The sequence below is a fragment of the Nannocystis sp. genome, assembly GCF_016714285.1.
Classification (GTDB): domain Bacteria; phylum Myxococcota_A; class Polyangia; order Nannocystales; family Nannocystaceae; genus Nannocystis.
In genome coordinates this window covers 41,307-60,681 of record NZ_JADJNN010000023.1, presented here as the reverse complement: position 1 = coordinate 60,681, position 19,375 = coordinate 41,307, and the positions used below count along the sequence as shown (strand labels likewise).

Sequence of the window (19,375 nt, the reverse complement as noted above, 5' to 3'; positions counted from 1 at the left end):
CCTCTTCGCCCTATCCCCCGCCTGCGCCGCGGCGCATCCTCCAGCCATCATCGTCCGCCGCACAAGCACCTCGAGAACCCATCATGCCCCACGACCACTCCGCTCACTCTGCTCACCCGATCGTGCCAGGCTTCGACGCCGACCGAGCTGCGCATTACGACACCCAGGCTGCTGCCTCGCTCGCGGGCGTGCAAGCGATGTATGAGCTCGGCGTCAGCGCGCTCGCCAGCCAGCTCGATGGCCAGCAGGCGGCGTCCCTGCTGTTCGTGGGGCTCGGCACCGGCGCCGAGCTCGTGCCTTACAACCAGTTCGACGTCCCGGGCTGGCGCTTCACGGGAGTCGACCCGTCCGACGCCATGCTCGCGGTCGCCAGGGAGCGCCTGGCAGCCGAGGGGCTGCTCGCGCGGACGCAGCTGCACGTCGGCGAGCTGCACAGCCTGCCTCCCGGCCCTCCCTTCGACGGCGCTCAGATGCTCGGGGTGCTGCACCACGTGCCGGAGACGGAGCGCCTCGAGCTGCTCCGCGAGGTGACGCGGCGGCTCAAGCCCGGCGCGCCGCTCGTCGTGGGCTGCCGCGTCGGCATGGACCCGGCGCTGTGGGACGTGGAGCTGCGGCGGTGGCGTTCCCATGGGATCCCGCAGGATGAGCTGGAGCGTCGGCGTCAGGGCCTGACGCTGATGCGCTTCATCGAGTCCGATGCTGCGCTGTTTGATCTGTTCGCGCAGGCCGGGCTGGTGGCGCCACGGCCGATCTTCGTCTCGCTGCAATTCAAGGTGTTCCTCGTGCGCTGCGAGCCGGGCGCCGCGGGCTGAATCTCGCCCGCAATCGTCGCTACCGCGCCTGACTGCCTGAGCAGCCGCGAGGCGTCCAGCAGCGGGTCCGGGCCGCGAAGCCGTGACAACCGCGGGTCACCGCGATACCTTGGCCGCATCGATTCGCTTGCAATTAGAGGTCTCTCCATGCCGCTCCGATCGTCCTATCTCATCGCCGCGCTCGCGACCCTCCCCCTGCTGGCCTGCGCAAAGGACCCCGGAGGCACCGACACCGACGCCCAGACCACCGGCGGGGACACCAGCATGAACCCGGAGACGGACACCGCGCCGACCAGCACCGACGCTGGCGCCCCGATCCCTCTCATCGAGTGCGACGGAGATCCGCCGCCGCCGGCGATCATGATCGACCCCGTCGCCTGCTCGGTCGAACCCGGCGTGTGGTGCGACTCCTGCCCGTCCGCGGAGCAGTGGACGATCCAGTGCGAACGCAGCGTGTTTCCAGTCGCGGGGATCACCGCCGCGGGCGAAGCCCGCGTGGTCGTCGACCCCGCCACCAGCGGCATGGCCCCGCTGCTGATCGAGCTGAGCCCGGTGCCCGTGACCACCGCCCAGCCGGGCCTGTTCGGCCACGCGATGGCGGTCGACGACGCCGACGCCGCCCACCTGCTGTTCCCCCACGAGGTCGACGGCTACCGCCTGCTGCACCGCGAGGCCGGGGTCGACACCCAGATCGCGTGCATCGACAACGCCGTGTGGGTCAACTTCGGCTTCGTCGCCCACAAGGACACCCTGACGGCGCTGGTCGCCTGGCTGCAAGACGGACCCGCCGGCCTCGCCCTCGCCGTGCGAGACGGCGGCGGGACCTGGTCGATCGAGGACCTCGGGCTGCCCATGCTCGCGGGCTCGCTGGCGGTCGCCGACGACGGCACCCGGCTCGTCGCCTACGCCGCGAGCAGCCCGGAGGGCGCCACGCCCCGCGTGCGCGTCGGCGACAGCGACCAGGACCCCGGCTTCGCGGGCAGCAACATGGTCGCGGTGCCCACGCTGGTGCCCGGCCCCACGACCTACCTCGCAGCCACGTTCCTGGGCCCGACCGGGATCGAGGTCGGCATCCCGGGCCCGAAGGTCACCGTCCTGCCCGACACCCCGCCGCTGCCGCAGGACGGGTGCGACGCGTTCAACCATCCGACCTGCAGCGGCTCCTGCCAGATCTCCGCGCACGGCCTGGACCGCGACCCGATCGCCCTGCGCGACGGCAGCGACATCGTCCTCGCCTACATCGACGTGATCCGCGACATCGACGGGCACTTCGAGGGCGACCCATGCAACGGCGGCCGCGGCCCCGGATGCAACTGCGAGTACGTCGTCGACACCGACCAGAGCTCCCTCGAGTTCGTGCTGCTGCGCGTCGACCTGCCCGCGCTCACCGCCAGCGAGGCGTCGCGCACGACGCTCCCCATCGCCAACGCGCGGCTCCACGCCGCACAGCACGGCGACCACGTGGTCCTGGCGTTCACGGCCGACACCGCCATCCACGTCGCCACGCTCGACCTCACGGCCCTGCCGTGAGCCCCGGACCATGCCGCACGATCCTCTGATGACAAGGACCTGTGTCGCCCTACGAGCTCAGGCCGCGCGCGTCGAGGTCCTCGACGATCGACCGGTAGCTCGCGTCGTCCGAGCCACGATAGGCCGCGGCGAACTCCGCCGCCGCGATCCCACGGCCGATCGATCCGCTGCTGAACTCCTGCTCGACCAGGAACAGGTACCCGCGCCACAGCACGAAGAACTTCACCCCGCCCGAGTTCGGGCCGTCGACGATCCACTGCCCGTCGACACCGGCAAACCCTGGATCGCCGTCGTACTCCATACGGCGCCATGATACCCGCTTGCGATGGGCGTCGCATCAACCGCCCGTGCCGAGCCGACGGCCCATGCACGGCCGTCGGTCGCGACGGGGTAGATCGTACGGTCACCGTACGGCTACTATCGCCCGGAGCGCCGCGAATGAAGCTCCAGCTCGTTCCACCTGCCGAGGCCTTTCGCGCGAGCTTCCTCCGCGCGCTCCGTGAATTCCAGCACGAGGGCCTCCCGTGGTGGATCGGCGGCGACCTCGAGCTCGCCGAGCAGGACTTCGCCGCGTTCGTGGCGAAGAAGCTTGCGGACGCGAATCGCAGCACCACAACCGCGGTCCCCAAGACCCACCGCTGGGCCATCGCCGAGGACCAGTTCGTGGGGCGCATCGCCATTCATCACGCGCTGAACGACGCGCTTCGCATCGAGGGCGGCCACATCGGCTACGACACCGTTCCGTCGGTCCGGGGCCGCGGCGTCGCGACTGAAATGTTGCGTCAGGCCTTGCCAGTGGCGCGCGCGCTCGGACTGCGTGAAGTCCTCCTCACCTGCGACGACACCAACACGGCCTCCGTTCGCGTCATCGAGAAGAACGGCGGCTCGCTGCGGGAGACCAGAGCGCTCGCCGCGAACCGGCCGCCAAAGCGCTATTACTGGATCTCCCTGCTCGACGAATCGTAGCAGTACGGCGCGCATGTCAACGACCCTCCGGGCCACGTCAGGGCTTGGGGATATGCAGGGTCTTGCTGATCATCAGCGAGCCCGACAGCGCGAACATCAGGACCAGCGGGTGCAGCTGCCAGCCGAGGTCGATCACGCCGAACCACAGCGATCCGCCGATGTGGCCGTGCCAGGTCGCAAAGGCCAGCACCACGACCAGCGCCAGGCTCGTCGGTATCGGCGTACCCTCGAAGTAGCGGACCTTGCCGTCGTCGCCGGAGAGCGCCTCGGCGGTGACGTTGTAGCGGGCCAGGCGGCTGACGCCGCAGCAGACGAAGTACGACAGCACGACCCAGTCCCAGCCGCCCTGCATGCCGCAGGCGTACGCCAACGCGGCCGGCGCCATGCCGAACGAGATCACGTCGGCGAGCGAGTCGAGCTCGCGGCCCAGCGTCGAGGACTTGTGCCGCCAGCGGGCGATGCGTCCGTCGAGCGCGTCGAACAGGAACGCCAGCGGGATCAGGGCCATGCCGCGCAGCAGGTCGTTCGGGCGCCCGTCCTGCAGGAAGCGCATCGCGGCGAAGATGGCCCCGGCCCCGCAGAAGGCGTTGGCCAGGGTGAACCAGTCGGCCAGGTGAAACTCGCGGATCATGGAGAAGTGGCGCTTCATCGGGGTGCTCCTCGCGTGGGCTCAGGGTGGCAAATCTCGCCCCGAATTGTCGGCGGCGACGGCTCGCCCCCAACGCCGGGTCCGCACGATGAGTCCACGCTCGGCGACCCTCGCTACCCTGACAGTCGTGGGCCTGCGCATGCCACCGTGATTCCGCGCGCCGTACACCACTTCCGCCCAAAGCGTCCAGGTAGATCCTCTCTGAGGGGCCCGCAGCACCCGGCGCCGCACACCCCCATACGAGTCCGGAAATTCGGAACCTTCGTGTTAGCATCCCGGCATGCGTTACTCCCGTGACTCGGCCTCGCACGTCCTTGCTTCCCTCACGATGGCGCTCGTCGCGTGTGGCGACTCCAGCGGCTCCAGCACGACCACCGGCCCCACCACGAACGAGACCGGCTCCGTCGGCAGCACCTCGATCGACGGCGGCAGCGGGGGCAGCTCGGGTAGCACGGTGCCGACGACGGATGGCTCCGGCGGCGTGTCCGACTCCGCGTCCGACACGGGCGCCGCGTCGACGGGCGGGGTCGGGCCCAAGTTCGACGTCGGCGGCGGCGGCAACACCGACGTCGGCGGCAACACGGGCGGCCCGGGCTCGTGTCGCCCCTCCGAGATCTATGGCGCCGCCGGCGGCTTCCCGGCCTTCACGGACCCGAACTACGCCGCCTTCCTCAACAAGGCCGTGGCGATCGTCACGCACAACAACTGGGACCCCGCGCCCAACAACTTCTCGCTGACGGTCGTGGACATCTCGGGCGATCCGCCGCCGCCCAACCTGAACTACCTCGCGCCGCTCTACCATCACCCGACCTGGACCCTCGACAACCTCGGGAAGATCTTCGGGCTCACGCTCGACTCCGACGGCAACCTCTACGTCGCGCCGACGACCGCCTACGGGGCCAACCCGAGCCCGGCCACCATCAAGCGCATCGACGGCGTGACCGGCGAGATCACGGCCTTCGCCACCCTGCCGAACAACGGCCCCGCGATGGGCAACCTCAACTACGACTGCGTCAGCCAGACCATCTACGTCAGCAACTTCGAGGACGGCCGGATCTATCAGATCGACATGAACGGCAAGATCGTCAGCACCTACCACCACCAGACCGGCGACGTCACGATGGGGCCGCCCGCCGATCCAGGCGAGCCCGACGGCCAGTTCGCGCCGCTGGGCCAGCGGCCCTGGGCCATCCAGTCCAACGCCGGTCGGCTCTACTACAGCGTGTGGGTCGAACACCTCCAGACCCCCGATCCCAACTGCGACAACGAAGTCTGGTCGGTCGGCTATGTCGACAAGAGCGGCGTCCCCGACCCCGCCACCGCCAAGATGGAGTTCTCGCTGCCGACCATCAACGGCGGCACGAACTCGACCCCCGTGTCGGACATCAGCTTCGCCCAGACCGGCTGGATGCTGGTCGCGCAGCGCACCATGTCCAATGACAACGGGACCAGCGCTCACCAGTCGACGACCTTCGAGTACGACTACCAGAACGGCACCTGGGTGTCGCAGGGCACGACCTACGTCGTCGGCGAGCTCCTGCCCTACAGCGCCGCCGGCGGCGTCGATCACGACTTCGATCCCAACGGCTACGTGTGGATGACCGGCGACGCGCTCGACTTCTACACGCCCGACGTCGTGTACGGCCTGCAGGGCACGCCCTACGGCGGCGGCGGCGTCGAGACCAGCACACTCATCGACCTCGACCACGAGATCACGCAGCAGGACAAGACCGTCTACGGCGACGTCGAGGTGCCGATCCCCGGCGACGCGATGCCGGTGCCCCCGCCGAGCTAGGCGCCACGCGCCACGCCCAGGGCCGGTGCCTCGGCACCGGCCGCCAATCATCGGCGTTCACCGTCTCGGGCTACGCCGCCCGCGCCGTCGCCGAAAACCCGACCACCAGCGGCGCCCCGAGCACACGTCGGTCGACCAGCGCCACCAGCCGCAGCAGCCGCACCAGGGTCCCGGCGCGCGACACCCCGAGCGCCGCCAGCGTGCGCCGATGATCGACCACCAGCACCGCGCAAGCCAGCAGCGCGATCGACCACCACGCGCCACGAAACAGCCAGCGCGCCGCCCTGCGCTGGCCGACCAGCATCCGAAACAGATCGGCGTGGAACTCGAGGTGCATCCCCTCGTCGTCCGCGATCTCCCGCAGCTGCTCCGCGATCGTCCCGGCCCCGAGCCGACGCGACAGCAGCGCGTAGAACCCGAGCCCCAGCACCTCCGCCGCCAGCAGCACCAGCAGCTTGAGCCGCAGCCCCAGCAGTCGCCGGCCGATCACGAACAGCCGCTCGCTCCAGTGGCGCCGCAGCAGCTGCCCGCCGAGCGCCCGCACCATCCCCGCGAGGATGCGCGCGTGCCGGCCCTCCTCCTTCACGAACAGCCCGAGCGCCGCGCAGTAGTCGGCGTCGACCCCCGGCAGCTCCGCCCGCAGGACCTCGCGGGCGATCCGACCCTCGCCGCCCTCACCCAGCTGAAACCGGGCCAGCGACGCGCACAGCGGCGCGCGCCAGGCCGCGGGGATCGCATCGACATCGCTCGGGGGCGCCGGCAAGGGCCGACGCGCGTGGTTCTCGAAGTAGCGGCGCCAGTGGGTCCACATGCTCGCGGTCTCCTGGGCCTTCTACGCCCCGCTCCGCCGCACCCTGCCCGCGTTCCCGGCGAACGGTCGCAACCCGCCGGTGAACGGTCGCCGCCCCGTGGGCCGCGCCCCACCAGCCGGGTATGAGTTTTCTGTCCGCGCGCGTCGCCGCGCCGGCCCGCGCTCCCGCTATAGTGCCGTCGCATGTCCGCAAAGCCAGGTGGCCTCGCCCTCGCCCTCGCCGTGTGGACCTGGTTCGTGTTCGGCGTCTGCGCGCTCGCCTGCTTCTTGCTGCAGCTCGTGCTCGTCCCGCTCACCTGGCCCTTCGACCGCAACCGCCTGGTCACCGGCAAGCTCTACCGCGGGACCGCCGTGCTGATCACCCGCCTGACCCCGCTGTGGGACTTCGGCGTGATCGGCCCGCTCCCGCGCGAGTGGCCGCGTCGCACCGTCGTCGTCAGCAACCACTGCTCGCAGGCCGACCCCTTCCTCATCTCGCACCTCCCCTGGGAGATGAAGTGGCTCGGCAAGGCCTCCCTGTTTCGCATCCCGATCGTCGGCTGGTCGATGCACCTGTCCGGCGACATCCCCGTGGTCCGCGGCGAGAAGCAGTCCGCCCGCGGCGCGATGGCCCGCTGCGCCCAATACCTGGGGCGCGGCATGCCGGTGATGATCTTCCCCGAGGGCACCCGCTCGCTCACCGACGAGCTCGGCCCCTTCAAGGACGGCGCCTTCCACCTCGCCATCTCCACCGGCGCCGACATCCTCCCGATCGCCGTCCACGGCACCGCCAGCGCCCTGCCCGTGCACGACTGGCGCTTCGCCCGGGCCCGCGCCCGCGTCATCGTCGGCGACCCGATCTCCACCGCCGGCATGAGCGCGGAGGACATCCCGCACCTGCGAGACCTCGCCCGCGCCGAGATCGAGGCCCTGCGCGCCCGCCTGCGCACGCTCCTCGGATGATCACTTCTTGATCGTCAGCACCTTGCTGATCATGTGCACATAGCCGTTGCTGGCCTTGAAGTCCGTCTCGACCAGCTTGGCCCCGCCGACCAGCACGTCCGACTCCTGCACCTTCACCTCGATGTCCTTGCCCATCGCCGTCGGCGCGGTGCGAAAGTTGCCGAGCTTGCCCGCGTCGTGGCTGCCCGGGACGATGTGCGTCTTGATCAGCTTCTCCAGCTCAGTCGGGTTCTTCTTCCAGCGCTCGACCGACCCCTTCGGCACCTTGGCGAAGGCCTCGTCCGTCGGCACCAGCAGCGTGAAGCCGGCCCCGTCCATGCTGTGCAGCTGCTTGGTGAGGTCCGGCGAGGCCGCCAGCAGCTCGGCGAAGATCTTGGCGTCGCCCCGACCCTCGAGCACCCCGACCACATCCTTCGCCGCCGGCTCCGGCTTCACCTCGGCCTTCGGCTCTGGCTTCGCCTCCGGCTCCGCCGCGGGCTCCTCGTCCGGCGACTCGGCCGCGGGCGCAGGCGCGGCCGCAGGCTCGGGATCCGTGGGCGGGGCGCTGTCGGACTTGCTCGCGCAGGCGGCCAACAGCAGGGCGAACAGCAGGTGCGGCTTGAACATGCCGCCACTATGAACCTCCGCACCCCGACAAGGGAAACTTTACACCGTTGCCGCCGCGACCGACCTGGCCTCGGTGTCGTGACTGGCCACAAGGTCGACCCGCCGTATCGCCGTATCAAGCCACCGGCCCGTCCACGCAGCTCCCGCGGTGGCTCTCCGCCGCGTCCGGCGTCAACACCCAGATCGCAACCAGCGTCCCCAGGTCGACCCGCCCACCGTTGCCATCGCCACCCGCGAGGTCGACGATCACCTCGCCGTCGCTGCGTCGACGCTCGACGCCGACGAGCAGCTCGCCCGCCTCCACCAGCCGCAGCGCCAGCGCCTGAAAGCTGCAGCTCCCGCGGCCCGGCGCCCGCACCGGCTTGCGCGCGAAGCTCTGACCCCACGGCCCCAGCAGCTCGCCGTACACAAGATTGAACGCCGGGATCAGCACCGACTGAAACAGGAACGCCGCGCGCAGATTCTCGAGCGCGTACACCTGCACCTGGTCGTCCCCGCGGAGGCACGCCCGCCGCCGCAGGCGCGCGCACAGCTCGGCCTCCACCACCTCCGCCACCACCCGCAGCGACGAGCGCCGACCGCCGCGGCTCCGCGCCACCTCGAGCGCCAGCAGCGACTGCGTCGTCCGGGCGTCGCCGTCCTCGCGCCGCGTCGCCAGCAACAGCGCCAGGTCGAGGTCCCCCGCGTGGCCGAAGCCCGCCGGCAGCTCGACGAATTGCAGCAGCGAGCTGCGGTCACCGACCGCCAGGTGGACCCGACCGCAGCGCATCGCCTCGTGCAAGCGCGGCTGGTACACGAAGCTGCCGTCGTCCTGGGCGATGAAGCTGCCCGGCGACAGCGAGACCATGCGGTACTCCGCCAGGCTGCGGTGCTCACGGAAGCGTTCGGCCGCCGCCGCGAGCGACGCCTCGTCGTCGAGCAACACGAGGATCTGCGCCTGCGGCTCGGCCAGCACCAGCGCCTCGAGCAAGCCGACCGTCGCCGGGCGAAATCCACACACCAAGATCCTCCGCAGCGGCAGCTGCGACGCCTGATCGAACTCCGGACAACCCGCCAGCTCGTCGGCCACCACCGGCTCACGCACCACCACCGACCGCGACCGCAGATCCTCGCACAGGTCGCGCAGCACCCCGAAGTTCGGCGCCACCGCGACCACCCCGGTCCACGGCCGGACCCCGAGCCCCGCGTTGCCGTTCGCCCCGAGCGCGACCCGCCGCGACGTGAAACCCTGCGCGTCGGTCTCCTCGTAGAGCAGCCCGATCGGCGCCAGGAAGCGCCGCGGCGGGCGAGCGAAGGCCCGCGCGCGCAGCTCCGCGATCGCGTCGTCGTAGCTGCCCGGCAGCCGCGGCCGCGTGGTCAGCTCCGCCTCGGGAAAGAAGCAGGTGTAGATCTCGTGCCCCTGGCTCGCCAGCAGCTCCTCGAGCACCGGCCCCACCCCATCGATGCGGGCCACACACGCCAGCAAGAGCCCGACCAGGCGCTCGATCGGGATCACGAAGGTCCGCAGATCCGGCGCCCCCGACCCGCGCGCCGCCCCGCCCGCGCCGCGATCGATCGCCGCCCACGCCGCCGGCAGGTTGCGCTCGTCGAAGATCTCCGCGATGAGCAGCCGCTCCGGCACCTGCGTGTGGTGCCCGTCCGACGCCCGCCGCCCCGTGCGTGGCACCTGCTTGCGCGCCCCCAACTGCGGCGACTGCGGTGACGCTTGCTTGTGCACGTCCGGCCGCAGCGCGTCGTGGATCATGAGCAGCGCGTGGATCGTCTCGGCGTCAGGGTTCTGCGCCTCGAGGTCCGCCAGCACCACCACCCGCTGCGCCCGGGCCACGTCGGCGCGCACCATGAAGTCCGGATGCGATGCCCGGGCCGAGCGGTACACGATGCGCGTCAGCGCCGGCTTGCGCAGGAAGCTCGGCCGCTCCTCGCCGCGCCCGACCACCACATAGCGCGGCCCGAACACCACCCGCCGCGCGTTGTCCACCAGCTGACGCACCCACCGCCGCGACAGCGAGCCCTCGGGGATCAACTTCTGGTAGTAGCGCACCAGCTCCTCGAGCAGCTGCCCCGTCGACGAGTTCACGTGCACGATCACCGTGTGCCCCGCCAGGCCCGGCGAGCGCAGGTGACTCACCGTCATCACCTCACGCACCACGTCGGTGCCGAGCCCGATCAAGAAGCTCACCAGCAGCAGGCCGAACACGGTCAGCACCATGCTCACGACCACCGCCGCCGCCGAGCTCGGGGCCGCGAGCATGTTGCCCGGGTCCTGGATCTGGCGAAACGCCCACCACAAATGCACGAAGAAGCGACGGTCGGACGTCGTGACCGCGCCGTCCTCGTCGTAGTCCACCGCGCCCGCGCCCGCCTCGAGCTGCTCCAGCGCCAGCGCCCCGGTGAACGACAGCAGCCCGACCATCGCACCCATCACCAGCACCTGCCGCGAGCGCTCGCGTCGCAGCAGCACCGAGCGCAGGTCGTGCATCACCGGCGCCCAGTAGCTCAGCAGCGCGACCAGACGGATCACCCGCAGCAGCCGCATCCACGGGGTGTCGTGCGCCACCAGCGGCAAGAACGACACCAGCGCCAGCAGGTCGAACAGCAGCAGCAGCAGCGTCCCGCGCTGCGGCCAGTGCCAGCCGCCCTCGCCGTCCTCGCTGCGCAGCACCAGCGCCGCCCGCAGCAAGAACTCGACCCCGAACACCGCCAGGAACACCACGTCGAGCTGCCGCACCTCCGCCAGCGGCAGCAGGCTCACGACGATGCACGCGCTGAGGAACAGCCGCACCTCGAAGCGGCCCAGGAAGCGCCGCAGCGCCAGGAACAGCCCGCTCTCACCGTCTTGCCAGGCCGCCACGGCCGCGAGCATAGCCAAGCGCGCGCCGGCACGCGACACTGCCCCGCATGTGCGGCCGCTTCACCCTCACGACCCCGGACATCGAGTCCCTCGCCCGCCTCGTCGCCGCCGAGATCGACCCGCGCCTGCTCGCCACCCACGCCCCGCACTACAACATCGCCCCGACCGCCGTCACCGTGCTGCTGCGCCAGGTCGGCGAGCACCGTCGCCTCGAGCCTGGCGTGTGGGGCCTGGCCAGCCCGTGGGGCGACGAGCGCCGCCCCGGCGGCTTCATCAACGCCCGCGCCGAGACCGTCGCCACCCTCCCGAGCTTCCGCGACGCCTACGCGCAGGGTCGCGTCGGCGTGCTCGCCGACGGCTTCTTCGAGTGGAGCGGCCCGAAGGCGCAGCGCCGTCCGCTGTGGTTTCGCCGCCGCGACGGCGCGACGATGGTGCTCGCCGGCATCTCGCGCGAGCAGATCGACCGCGACACCGGCGAGGTCACGCGCCACTTCGCGATCCTCACCACGCGGGCCAACGCGACCCTCGCCCCCCACCACGATCGCATGCCCGTGATCTTGCCGCTGCCCGGCCTCGAGCGCTGGCTCGGCCCGGGGCGCCCGGGCCCCGACCTCCTCCTCCCCGCGCCCGACGACCTGCTCTCCACCACCCCGGTCTCACCGCGCGTCAACAGCCCGCGCCACGACGACCCCGCCTGCGTCGAGCCGCTCGTCGAGGTCGCCTGAGCCCGCCCCACCACCGCATCACGGCAGCGGACAGGTCACCTCGAACTCACCCGGCCCCTGCTCGTTGCAGAAGCAGTTGTTGTTCATCAGCGGCAAGCAGTCGCACTTCGGCGGCTCGCAGTCCACCGGGTACAGCACGCAGCCGCTCCCCAGCCCCTCCTCCGGCACCACCGGGCAGGCCCCGGGCTCCGGCCCCTTGAAGCCCGCGAACACCTGCCGGCAATAGCTCACCTGCGCGTCGCAGGTGCAGCCGAAGCAGTCGAACAGCTGCTGCGCCTCGCCCGTGCTCCCCGCCCCTCCGCTGCTCCCCACCTCGCCCGTGCTCGACGACCCGCTCGTGCTGGCCCCGGCGCCCGTGCTCGACGACCCGCCCCCGCCCGAACTGCTGGCCTCGACCCCGCTGCTGCCCGTGCTCGCCAAGGCCCCGGTGCTGCTCTCCCCGCCCGCGCCCGTCCCCGTCGTCGGCACCGCCGCCGTCGTACTCATCCCCGCGCTCGCGCTCGCGTCGGTCCCGCCCGTGCTCTCGCCCGTGCTCTCCGACACCTGTCCCTTCGGACAGGCACCCAGCGCCAACAACCACCCCCACAACAGCCCGGTAACGACGACAGATCGCAGCATAAAAAACCGTGAGGCGGCCGGAGCTCCGACCGCCTCACGCTCAGTTGTACTCGGTGCCGCCCGCGCGCAGCAAGTACTTCTCCGACACGCTCTTGAGCTGCACCCGCCCGAGCTCCGGGTCGCGCCGCTCGACGCAGGGCCGCACCACGATGCCCTCGCGGATGTGGATGCCCTTGCCCGTGACCGTCTCCTTGCCGTCCGTGTGCGCCTGCATCACCTCGCGCGAGAAGGGCCCGCGGTACAGCACCGGCACCCGCGGCAACCCCAGCGCCGCGCAGGCCCGCTCCAGCGCCTCGTCGCCGAGGTAGCTCCCCTGGCCCGGCCGGCCGACGTGGATATCGAACACGCGAAACCCGGGCGTCCCGTTCGCGTCCGGCTTGGCGCCGTAGGCGAGGTCCTGCACCCCCGCCCCGAACACCTCGCCGAGCACGAAGATCGGCTGCTCCGCCGCCAGCTCGGCGACGAACACCTCGCTGATCTTGCGGTCCACCTGCAGGCCCCGCGCGACCCGCAAGTACAGGTTATCGACGTTCTCCGCCGCATCGGGACGAAACGCCAGACCCTTGCTCGCCAACCCCTTCGAGCTGACGACCAGGTGCCCCTGATCGTCGATCATCGCCGGCGGCAAGTAGCCGATCTGACACCAGGTGCCATGGATCTTCTCCGTGAACACCACCGCCTCGCCAGCCACGAGCACCTCCGGGTGCGCCTTGAAGTTCTCGATGTCGTAGCGCATGCAGCGATCGAGGCCGGCCCCGTAGACCACCCCGTTCATGTGCGCCGGCGGGGCCGGCGGCTCCCACTTGTGCACCCCGAGCTCGCCGGCCACGTCCTGCCCGACCACCCAGCCCGCGCGCGCCGGGTACACGAGCCCCTGCGACAGCACCCCGCGCAGCTTGATCGCCTTCACGCGGTTGCCCTCCTTGCCCGCCAGCTTGCCGCGCAGCCCGAGCTCATCGAGCAGCACCTCCGGCAGCACCGACTGCTCCGGGATGTACGCGACCAGCTCCCCGGTCGTGAACTGACCCTTGCGGACGATCGATCGGTAGTCGCCCACGCGGGCGATCTCGAGGGCGTCAGCGTTATCGTGCGGCTCGATCACCACACGCACTACAAGAACGGCGAAGGTCGACATGATAAATCCCCTGTTCCTCTCGGGCTCGCTCACCATCTTACCGGCCACCCGGCGGCCACCCGGGCCTCACGCGGGGGCCCGGGTCCCGCGTCCATCATCCTCACAGCCCCGCAAGGCCGCGAACTCCCCTCATCCGCCGAATCGTGCCGCCCGGACCCACCCGGAGGTGGCCCGCCGGCTCACGCCTCGGAGGGTCCCGCGAGGCGTCCGCACGGCGATCCTGGGCGCGACAGATCGGCCGCTAACCGGCGATCTGTGGCCACGAGGGCGCTTTGAGCAAGGACGTACATACGCGATCCTGAGGCCGGCGACCTTACTCGCCTCCACGACCGCTGTCAATCACTACCTTCGCGCACTATCATCTCTTTTCAGACAGGCACCCAACAATCTCATGCACACGCTCAGGCACACGGCGACCACCACCCTCGATTTCTACGCCGACCCGATCTCGCCCTATGTGTACATCGCCTGGCACCGCCTCGTCGCCCTGCAGCAGGTCCGCCCCGGCCTCACGCTGCGCGTGCGACCGGTGCTGCTCGCCGCCCTGCTCGGCTACTTCGGTCAGCTCGGCCCGGCCGAGATCGCACCCAAGCGTGTCTTCACCTTCAAGGACATCCTCCGCCGCTGCGACGCCCTCGGCCTCCCGCTGCGCGGCCCTGCCACCCACCCCTTCAACCCGCTGACCGCCCTGCGCGCCGTGATCGCGGCCCCCGAGGCCGACCGCGGCCGCGCCCTCGGGGCGATCGTCGACGCCGGCTGGGGCCGCGGGATCGACATGGCCGACCCCGACGCCCTCCGCGAGGCCCTGGGCCACGTCGGCCTCGACGGCCACGCCCTCCTCGCCGCCACCGCCGACCCCGCGACCAAACAGAGCCTCATCGACGCGACCAACGCCGCCGCCGCCCGCGGCGTGTTCGGCGTCCCCACCTTCGCCGTCGCCGACGAGCTGGTGTTCGGCCAGGACCGCCTCCCCGACGTCATCCGCATCCTCGACGGCGACGACCCCCTCGACCAGGACCGCCTCGCCGTCATGCTGGCCCGCCCCGCCGCCGCCGAGCGCCGCCGCAGCTAGTCATCCCGGGGCCCGCCACCGGCCCGTGCACCTCCGCGCCTGCGCGCGCATGACCCGCGGCCGCTTTTGGGTATCATCGCGCCGCTTGGCGAGCATGCACGACGGACGCCGTCCGGACCCGACCCTCGGCCTCGAGCGCACGCAGGCGATCGACGGCGATCCCCGCCCCGAACAGCAAGGCAACGCGACCCTCGAGGGCGACCTCGGCCAGACCCTCGGCGACGACGCGGACGACGAGACCCCGACGAGCGACGATCCACCCCAGGGCAAGCTGCGCCGCGGCGACGCGATCGGCCGCTTCGTCATGCTCGAGCTGCTCGGCGTCGGCGGCATGGGCGAGGTCTACCTCTGCTACGACCCCGAGCTCGACCGCCGCGTCGCCGTCAAGCTGCTGCGACCGCTGCGGAGCAGCAGCGCCGACCAGGCCCGCGCCCGCCTGCTCCGCGAGGCCCGGTCGATCGCCAGGCTGTCCCACCCCAACGTCGTCACCGTCCACGACGTCGCCGTCTGGCAGGGCCGCGTCTTCCTGGCGATGGAGTACATCGCCGGCCCCACCCTCGCCGCCTGGGCCCGCGACCACGCCGGCGACTGGACCGCGATCGTCGCCGTCTACAGCCAGGCCGGCGAGGGCCTCGCCGCGGCCCACCGCGCCGGCCTCGTCCACCGCGACTTCAAGCCCGAGAACGTGCTCGTCGCCCTCGAACACGGCGCACCCAGACCCCGCGTCCTCGACTTCGGCATCGCCCGCGCCGCCGCCAGCGACGACGAGCTCCCCGACGAGACCGCCGTCCTCGCCGACACCGCCCGCGGCGGCGACCCGAGCCTCCACCTCACCACCACCGGCATGCTGCTCGGCACCCCCGCGTACATGGCCCCGGAGCAGTTCCTCGCCGCCAAGGTCGACCCGCGCACCGACCAGTTCAGCTTCTGCGTCGCCCTGTGGGAGGCGCTCCACGGCCAGCGCCCCTTCGCCGGCGACGCCTTCGCCAACCTCGCCGCCAACGTCCTGCAGGGCCAGCTGCGCCCGCCGCCCCGCGACACCCGCGTGCCCGAACGGCTCTCCCTCGCGCTGCGCCGCGGCCTCGCCATCGAGCCGGACGACCGCTTCCCCGACATGCCCGCCCTGCTCGCCGCGCTCGCCCCCGCGAGCCCGACGCCGCGCCGCTGGACCTTCGCCCTCGCCGGCCTCGCGATCGCCGGCGGCGTCACGGCCTTCGCCGCCCGCCACCCGACCGAGCCCACCGAGGCGATCGATCCAGTCACCGCGTGCACCGGCGACGCCAGCCTGCTCGCCGGCACCTGGGACGACCCGCTGCGCAACGCCGGCGCGGCCGCCTTCGCCCGCAACGATGCATCTGCAACCTGGGCCCAGGTCCTGCGCCTCGCCGACGCCTGGCAGACCCGCTGGCTCGCCGCCCGCGCCCGCGCCTGCGCCGACACCCATCTCCATCACCGACAATCTCAGCCCGCCCTCGACCTCCGCCTCGCCTGCCTCGATCGCCAGACCCGCGAGCTCGCCGCCCGCGCCACCCTGTGGGCCGACGCCGACGCCGAGCTCCTGCGCCGCGCCGTCGAGTCGGCCAGCGCCCTCCCGCGGCCCGAGAGCTGCGACGACGCGGCCACCCGCGGCGCCACCACCCCGCCACCACCCGCCGCCGAGCCCGTGCGCCTCGCCCTCGCCCGCGCCCGCGCCCTCACGGCCGCCGGCAAGTACGACGCCGCCGTCGCCCTCACCCGCGAACAACAAAGCACAGCGATCGACCACACCGCCACCCTGGCCGACCTCCAGCTCACCCTCGGCCGCGCCCAAGGCGGCGCCGGCCAGCCCCAGCCCGCCCGCCTCGCCCTGCTCGCCGCCACCCGCCTCGCCCTCCAGGCCGGCGACGACGAGCTCGCCCTCGCCGCCGCCAACGAGCTCGCCGCGGTCGCCGGCATCGTGCTCTCGCACTACGACGAGGGCGAGAGCTGGTTGCAGGTCGCCGAGGGCCTCGCCGCCCGCCTCCCCGTCGGCCGCGAGCACGTCCGCCTGGCCCGCATCTCGTGCAACTTCCTCAACGACCGCCTCCAGCTTGACGCCGCCAAACCGCACTGCGAGCGCGCCCTCCGACTCGCCGAGAGCCTCGACGGCCCGACCTCCCTCGCCGCCGCCGGCGGCCTCCTCGGCCTCGCCAACAACCAGATCCTCACCCGCCACCCGACCGACGCCCGCGCCCTGCTCGAGCGCGCCTGGCAGATCGACCAGGAGCTGCTCGGCCCGCGCCACCCCGACCTCATCCGCCTCGCCAACAGCCGCGCCGCCGTCGAGTTCTACGCCGGTGACCTCGACGCCGCCGTCGCCCGCTGGCACGAGGGCCTCGCCATCGCCGAGGCCAGCGTCGGCCGCGACCACCTGAACGTCGGCCTCATCCGCGTCAACCTCGCCTACACCGCCCTCGAGCAGCGCCGCTGGGACCGCGCCGAACGCGAGCTCGCCGAGCTCGAGCGCATCTACGTCCCCGCCAAGGGCGAGCTCTCCTCCGAGCTCGTCGTCCTCCACTTCGTCCGCGGCCGCCTCGCCCTCGCCCGCGGCGACCTCACCCTCGCTCGCGAACACTTCGAACAACAACACCGCTTCGCCCTCGCCACCCGCTCCCCCGACCACCCCGACGTCATGCGCGCCGACCTCGAGCTCGGCGACCTCTTCGCCCTCCAGGGCGACCTCACCGCCTCGCAGCAGCACCACCAGGCCGCCCTCGCCCTCGCCGAACAACACCACGACGACGAGTCCACCGCCCTCGCCCTGCGCGGCCTGTGCCGCGCCCGCGTGCTGCTGCACCGCCCCGCCGACGCCATCCCCGACTGCGAGCGCGCCCTCCCCCTCGCCGATCAGGTCACTCGCGGCGAACCCCTCCGCGCCGACCTCCGCGCCTGGCTCGGCCGCGCCCTCGTCGACGCGAAGCAGGACCCCGCCCGCGGCCAGCAGCTCGCAACCGAGGCCCGCAACGAGCTCCAGCGCCTCGGCGAGGTCGGCCGCGAGCTGCTGGCGCTCCACGAGATGGGCTGATCAGGTGAACTTGGTGATATCGCCGGTGCTCAGATAGAGGAATGGCAGCGGCGTGACCGGAGGATGCAGGTGCTGACGGTGCCTCAGCGAGCGGCCGGGAAGATGTCGTCGAGGCTGGTCGCGGTGACGACGCGCTCGGCCCAGAGATCGAGCTGGTCCACATCCTTGCACGACTCGACGCGGGCCGCGAGCTCGGGCGAGACGGTGAAGCCCTTGATCCGCAGCAGCTTGAGGAGCATCTGCGCCTTGCCCTCGGCGTTGCCCATGGCGATGTACTTGCGGGCAAAGTCGCTCTGGAACTGGTAGGTGGCGGGATTCATGAGCAGCTCCAGGGCGGCGCGGGCGACCTCGCCGAGCATGGCGAGGATAAAGTCAGGGTAGAGCAGCTCGCGGGCGCTGTCGAGGCCGCGGATGGCGGTCAGGGCGGCGAGCGCGATGTACTCGGCGCCCGGCTCGCTGCCGTGGGCGGCGACCGACAGCACGGCGAGCTCGGGTGCACGTCGGGCCTCATCGGAGTCAGTGATGATGGGGATATGGGCCGGGCCGAGCACCAGCGGTACGATCGTGCCGCGCTGGCGGCCGAGGTCGATGGGCTCGGCGCACCAGGCCGCGACCCGCGGATCGAGGGCGATGATCACCAGGGTGACCGGACAGCCGAGGCGCGCGCGCAGGCCGGCGACGTAGAGGGGCCAGGTCCGGCGCTTGCGGAGATCGACGTCGCTTTGAGCCTCGACTACGAACGCCTCGGTCGGCGTGTCGTCGGGGCCCAGAATGATGACAGCGTCGGCGCGGTACTCCGCGAGGTTGAGGTCCACCAGCTCGGCCGCCGTGATACGCGGCTGGGCCATCGCCGACGACTCGAACCCGAGCTCGCGCTGCAGCAGACCGACGATCGCCTCCGGTGCGGCGCGAACGAGGTGGACCAGCGCTTCGTGCGAGAGCTTGGGCATGCCAGGGCCGGCCAGTGTAGTGGGCAGCGATCGCCGCGCAAGGCGGCCCCTGTCCATGCCCCGCGCCGATCAGCTCTCCATGCGCAAGACCTACCTGGTGGAACTCGCTGACGTCCGCTCCTCCGCCACCCCATCGCCCACGAACTTCGCCTCATAATTCGCGAACCGCCGTCGCATCACGACGATCGCATCCGGGCTCTCGTCGACCAGCACCACCTCGCGCCCAAGGCTGGCCCCCGCCTCGCCGAACAACCCGCTGCCCGCGAAGACGTCGAGCAGCTGGTCCCCGGGCGCGAGTGTCCACGCGATGTGCTGAATCACCTTTACATTCCCCTAAGCCCAGCGCATCCTGCGCTCATGACGATCAGCGGCAAGGGCAAGCCGGCAGAGGAACGCTTTTGCGAGCTCACCGGGGCAATACCAATGCCGACCACGCGCAAGGCCGAGGGCGACGCGCTCATTGATGGCATCCCGGTCGAGGTCAAGGGCGCATCTTCAAATACCCTGAACCAGGTCCGTGCCGTCAAATATATCACCCTCATCGTCTACGACGAGGGTGACCACACCTGGTACGTCGTACCCGCCCACGACGTGGTTCGGCTGGCCGCGGGGAAGAAACGTGGGCAACATACCGAGAACCCGTTCGAAAGCGTGACGCTGAGCATCAAGCGCCTGCAAGAGCTCTCGCTCCGCGTCATGAGCGAGGATGCCCTGCTCACGCGCGTCCGCGCCGCCATCGAGGCGGCCAAGCTTTTCCCGCGGCTTCAAGCCGCGATGCGAGAGGTCCTTGCGAAATCGCAACGACTCTCCGATGAATCCAAACAGGAGGTCCAGCGCGTCCTCCAGGAATACAACCTGTGCGATTGATCC

Annotated in this window: 18 protein-coding genes; 9 read left to right on the top strand and 9 right to left on the bottom strand. The window is 71.4% G+C overall.

The window, feature by feature from the left end:
* The first annotated feature begins 122 nt into the window (after positions 1-122).
* Positions 123-812 (top strand): class I SAM-dependent methyltransferase, encoded by a 690-nt coding sequence (locus IPJ59_RS29555; RefSeq protein ID WP_293274263.1) that lies wholly within the window; start codon positions 123-125, stop codon positions 810-812.
* 147 nt (positions 813-959) lie between these two features.
* Positions 960-2,342 (top strand): hypothetical protein, encoded by a 1,383-nt coding sequence (locus IPJ59_RS29550; protein ID WP_293274262.1) that lies wholly within the window; start codon positions 960-962, stop codon positions 2,340-2,342.
* Positions 2,343-2,391: 49 nt separating this feature from the next.
* On the opposite strand, the gene IPJ59_RS29545 is transcribed toward IPJ59_RS29550, so the two are convergent.
* Positions 2,392-2,643, bottom strand: a complete 252-nt coding sequence (locus IPJ59_RS29545) for a hypothetical protein (protein WP_293248127.1) — start codon at positions 2,641-2,643, stop codon at positions 2,392-2,394.
* Positions 2,644-2,780: 137 nt separating this feature from the next.
* Here IPJ59_RS29545 and IPJ59_RS29540 point away from each other — a divergent pair, with 137 nt between their 5' ends.
* Positions 2,781-3,308: a GNAT family N-acetyltransferase gene (locus IPJ59_RS29540; RefSeq protein ID WP_293248124.1), complete on the top strand. Its 528-nt coding sequence runs from the start codon at positions 2,781-2,783 to the stop codon at positions 3,306-3,308.
* A gap of 37 nt (positions 3,309-3,345) precedes the next feature.
* Here IPJ59_RS29540 and IPJ59_RS29535 read toward each other — a convergent pair whose 3' ends face one another.
* Positions 3,346-3,957 (bottom strand): CDP-alcohol phosphatidyltransferase family protein, encoded by a 612-nt coding sequence (locus IPJ59_RS29535; protein WP_293274261.1) that lies wholly within the window; start codon positions 3,955-3,957, stop codon positions 3,346-3,348.
* Positions 3,958-4,237: 280 nt separating this feature from the next.
* Between IPJ59_RS29535 and IPJ59_RS29530 the strand changes: the two genes are divergently transcribed.
* Positions 4,238-5,752: an NHL repeat-containing protein gene (locus IPJ59_RS29530; RefSeq protein ID WP_293274260.1), complete on the top strand. Its 1,515-nt coding sequence runs from the start codon at positions 4,238-4,240 to the stop codon at positions 5,750-5,752.
* 70 nt (positions 5,753-5,822) lie between these two features.
* Here IPJ59_RS29530 and IPJ59_RS29525 read toward each other — a convergent pair whose 3' ends face one another.
* Positions 5,823-6,563, bottom strand: a complete 741-nt coding sequence (locus IPJ59_RS29525; protein ID WP_293274259.1) for a hypothetical protein — start codon at positions 6,561-6,563, stop codon at positions 5,823-5,825.
* A 183-nt stretch (positions 6,564-6,746) separates the two neighbouring features.
* Here IPJ59_RS29525 and IPJ59_RS29520 point away from each other — a divergent pair, with 183 nt between their 5' ends.
* The gene (locus IPJ59_RS29520; protein ID WP_293248112.1) at positions 6,747-7,505 is read left to right on the top strand and encodes a lysophospholipid acyltransferase family protein; all 759 of its coding nucleotides are present in this window, start codon (positions 6,747-6,749) and stop codon (positions 7,503-7,505) included.
* Here the strand turns inward: IPJ59_RS29520 and IPJ59_RS29515 are convergent, their stop codons facing one another.
* Entirely contained in the window at positions 7,506-8,111 is a 606-nt protein-coding gene (locus tag IPJ59_RS29515; RefSeq protein WP_293248109.1) for a fasciclin domain-containing protein, read from the bottom strand. It abuts the gene before it with no gap.
* A 115-nt stretch (positions 8,112-8,226) separates the two neighbouring features.
* On the bottom strand, positions 8,227-10,962 hold the full coding sequence (locus IPJ59_RS29510; protein ID WP_293274258.1) for a hypothetical protein: 2,736 nt from the start codon (positions 10,960-10,962) through the stop codon (positions 8,227-8,229).
* A gap of 47 nt (positions 10,963-11,009) precedes the next feature.
* Between IPJ59_RS29510 and IPJ59_RS29505 the strand changes: the two genes are divergently transcribed.
* Positions 11,010-11,687: an SOS response-associated peptidase gene (locus IPJ59_RS29505; RefSeq protein ID WP_293248103.1), complete on the top strand. Its 678-nt coding sequence runs from the start codon at positions 11,010-11,012 to the stop codon at positions 11,685-11,687.
* Positions 11,688-11,705: 18 nt separating this feature from the next.
* On the opposite strand, the gene IPJ59_RS29500 is transcribed toward IPJ59_RS29505, so the two are convergent.
* Entirely contained in the window at positions 11,706-12,305 is a 600-nt protein-coding gene (locus tag IPJ59_RS29500) for a hypothetical protein (protein WP_293274257.1), read from the bottom strand.
* 40 nt (positions 12,306-12,345) lie between these two features.
* On the bottom strand, positions 12,346-13,440 hold the full coding sequence (locus IPJ59_RS29495; RefSeq protein ID WP_293274256.1) for an RNA ligase (ATP): 1,095 nt from the start codon (positions 13,438-13,440) through the stop codon (positions 12,346-12,348).
* Between the two features lie 391 nt (positions 13,441-13,831).
* Here IPJ59_RS29495 and IPJ59_RS29490 point away from each other — a divergent pair, with 391 nt between their 5' ends.
* The gene (locus tag IPJ59_RS29490) at positions 13,832-14,512 is read left to right on the top strand and encodes a 2-hydroxychromene-2-carboxylate isomerase (protein WP_293274255.1); all 681 of its coding nucleotides are present in this window, start codon (positions 13,832-13,834) and stop codon (positions 14,510-14,512) included.
* A gap of 94 nt (positions 14,513-14,606) precedes the next feature.
* Positions 14,607-17,555, top strand: coding sequence for a protein kinase domain-containing protein (locus IPJ59_RS29485; protein ID WP_293274347.1), 2,949 nt, complete (start codon positions 14,607-14,609; stop codon positions 17,553-17,555).
* An 83-nt stretch (positions 17,556-17,638) separates the two neighbouring features.
* On the opposite strand, the gene IPJ59_RS29480 is transcribed toward IPJ59_RS29485, so the two are convergent.
* The gene (locus IPJ59_RS29480; protein WP_293274254.1) at positions 17,639-18,505 is read right to left on the bottom strand and encodes an RpnC/YadD family protein; all 867 of its coding nucleotides are present in this window, start codon (positions 18,503-18,505) and stop codon (positions 17,639-17,641) included.
* Between the two features lie 90 nt (positions 18,506-18,595).
* On the bottom strand, positions 18,596-18,826 hold the full coding sequence (locus IPJ59_RS29475) for a hypothetical protein (RefSeq protein WP_293274253.1): 231 nt from the start codon (positions 18,824-18,826) through the stop codon (positions 18,596-18,598).
* 36 nt (positions 18,827-18,862) lie between these two features.
* Between IPJ59_RS29475 and IPJ59_RS29470 the strand changes: the two genes are divergently transcribed.
* Positions 18,863-19,372, top strand: coding sequence for a hypothetical protein (locus IPJ59_RS29470; protein ID WP_293274252.1), 510 nt, complete (start codon positions 18,863-18,865; stop codon positions 19,370-19,372).
* Positions 19,373-19,375: the final 3 nt, after the last annotated feature.